Origin of the sequence: Sphingorhabdus sp., from assembly GCF_040079335.1 — a bacterium.
Lineage (GTDB): Bacteria > Pseudomonadota > Alphaproteobacteria > Sphingomonadales > Sphingomonadaceae > Sphingorhabdus_B.
Map to the genome: position 1 here is coordinate 1 of NZ_JBEBKL010000110.1, position 2,505 is coordinate 2,505.

Annotated in this window: 1 protein-coding gene; it reads right to left on the reverse strand. The window is 59.7% G+C overall.

Annotated elements, in window-relative coordinates; translation table 11 throughout:
• Window positions 1–329 precede the first annotated feature (329 nt).
• The coding region (gene uvrA / locus ABL922_RS14545; RefSeq protein ID WP_349024926.1) for an excinuclease ABC subunit UvrA at window positions 330–2,505 on the reverse strand (2,176 nt) is incomplete at its 5' end.

The window sequence follows — 2,505 nt, forward strand, 5'->3', positions numbered from 1 at the left end:
CGATGAAGGGGAGGAGATTAGAAATTTCACGCGAAGATCGCGAAGGGGCGAAGGAACGCGAAGAGATGGTGTCGGCCCGAATGGCCTTTGAAATTGATCTATAGGTGTAAATTTGGACGTCGAGATTTTGAAGGCGCTGCGCGCGCGGTTTGCGCAACCCCTTCGCGGTCTTATTTTATCTTTGCGTCTTTGCGTGAAACCAATTGCACTCGGTTTCGGGGTGGCGGGCGTTTGATGTTGTGCGCGACCGATGGGACGGAACCCCTCTCCAACTACGGCTAAGCGCACGCGCTAAGCCTTCGTATCCTCTCCCCTTAAGGGGAGAGGATTTAGTGGGCTTTCGCCAACATCGGGGCTAAATAGTGCCCCGTATAGCTCCGCGGCTCCTTCGCTACCTGTTCCGGCGTGCCCTCGGCCACAATCTCGCCACCTTTAACCCCGCCCTCTGGCCCCAGGTCGATCACCCAGTCCGCGGTCTTGATCACATCCAGATTATGTTCGATCACCACCACACTATTGCCCTGTTCGACCAGCCGGTGCAGCACTTCCAGCAATTTGCGGACATCCTCAAAATGCAGGCCGGTGGTGGGCTCGTCGAGGATATAGAGCGTCTGGCCGGTGGAGCGACGCGACAGTTCTTTGGCCAGCTTTACGCGTTGCGCCTCGCCGCCGGAGAGGGTGGTGGCTTGTTGCCCGACCTTGATATAGCCCAGCCCAACCTCGACCAGCATCGCCATTTTGTCGCGGATCGGGGGGACGGCTTTGAACACCTCCACCGCATCTTCGATGGTCATGTCGAGCACATCGGCGATCGAAAGCCCCTTCCACTTCACCTCCAACGTTTCGCGGTTGTACCGCTTGCCGCTACATTCCTCGCACGTCACATAAACGTCGGGCAGGAAGTGCATTTCGATTTTGATCAGGCCGTCGCCGCTACAAGTTTCGCAGCGCCCGCCCTTTACATTGAACGAAAATCGCCCCGGTTTATATCCGCGCGCAGCGGACTCAGGGAGCCCTGCGAACCAGTCGCGGATGTTGGTGAATGCGCCGGTATAGGTCGCGGGGTTGCTGCGCGGGGTGCGGCCGATGGGCGACTGGTCGATGTCGATCACCTTGTCGCAATGTTCCAGGCCGGTGACTTTGTCATGTGCGCCTGCAATGACGCGTGCCCCGTTTAAGGATCGCGCGGCGGCGGCGTAGAGCGTGTCGATGGTGAAGCTGGACTTGCCTGATCCGGATACGCCGGTGATGCAGGTGAATGTGCCGAGCGGGATGGACGCGGTGACGTTCTTAAGGTTATTCGCGCGCGCATTGTGGACGGTGAGTTTCTTTTTGTTGCCCTTGCGCCGTGTTTTCGGAACCGCGATTTCGCGCGTGCCGTTCAGGTAATCGGCGGTCAGCGAATTGGCCTTTAGGATGACATCAAGCGGCCCTTCGGCCATCACTTCGCCGCCATGCACACCCGCGCCGGGGCCTAGGTCGACCACCCAGTCGGCAGTGCGGATCGCGTCTTCGTCATGTTCGACAACGATCACGGTATTGCCCAAATCGCGCAAGCGGCGCAGCGTGGCGAGCAGCCGGTCATTGTCTTTCTGGTGCAGCCCGATGCTGGGTTCGTCGAGCACATAGAGCACACCGGACAGGCCACTGCCGATTTGCGAGGCGAGGCGGATGCGCTGGCTCTCCCCGCCGGACAGGGTGCCTGACGTCCGGTCTAGGTTGAGATAATCCAGCCCGACATTGTTGAGGAAGCCCAGCCGTTCGTTGATTTCTTTCAGGATTGCCTTGGCGATTTGCGACTGTGTGGAGGTGAGATGTTCGTCAACGCTGCTGAACCACGCCAGCGCGTCGGCGACGCTCATCCGTGTGGGCCCCGCGATGTCTGCACCCGCGATTTTGACCGAGAGCGCTTCGGGTTTCAGCCGCGCGCCGTGGCATGTTTCGCAGGGTTGCGATGTCTGATATTTGTTCAATTCCTCCCGCATCCACGCGCTGTCGGTTTGCAACAAGCGGCGGTTGAGGTTGCCGATGACGCCCTCAAACGCTTTGCGCACGGTATATTCCTTGCGCCCGTCCTTGAACGTCAACTCGACCGGCAAGCCGCCGGTGCCGTGGAGGATGATCAGTTTCTGGTCGGGCAGCAGCTCTTGCCACGGCGTATCGAGGTTAAAGTCATAGGCCTTGGCCAGGCTGGTCAGCACCTGCATGTAATAAGGCGAAGGCGGGTTCGATTTCGCCCAAGGGACGACCGCGCCTTTTTTCAGCGTCAGCGCCTCGTTTGGCACGACCAGCTGCGGGTCAAACTCGAGCCGTTCGCCAAGGCCATCACAATCGGGGCACGCGCCTTGCGGAGCGTTGAACGAAAACAGCCGCGGTGCGATTTCGGCGATGGTGAAGCCCGAAACGGGGCAGGCGAATTTCTCGCTGAACACGATGCGGTTGGGGGCAAGGCCGGTGCCTTTCATGCCCTTATTAAGCCCCTCCCCTTCAGGGGAGGGGTTGGGG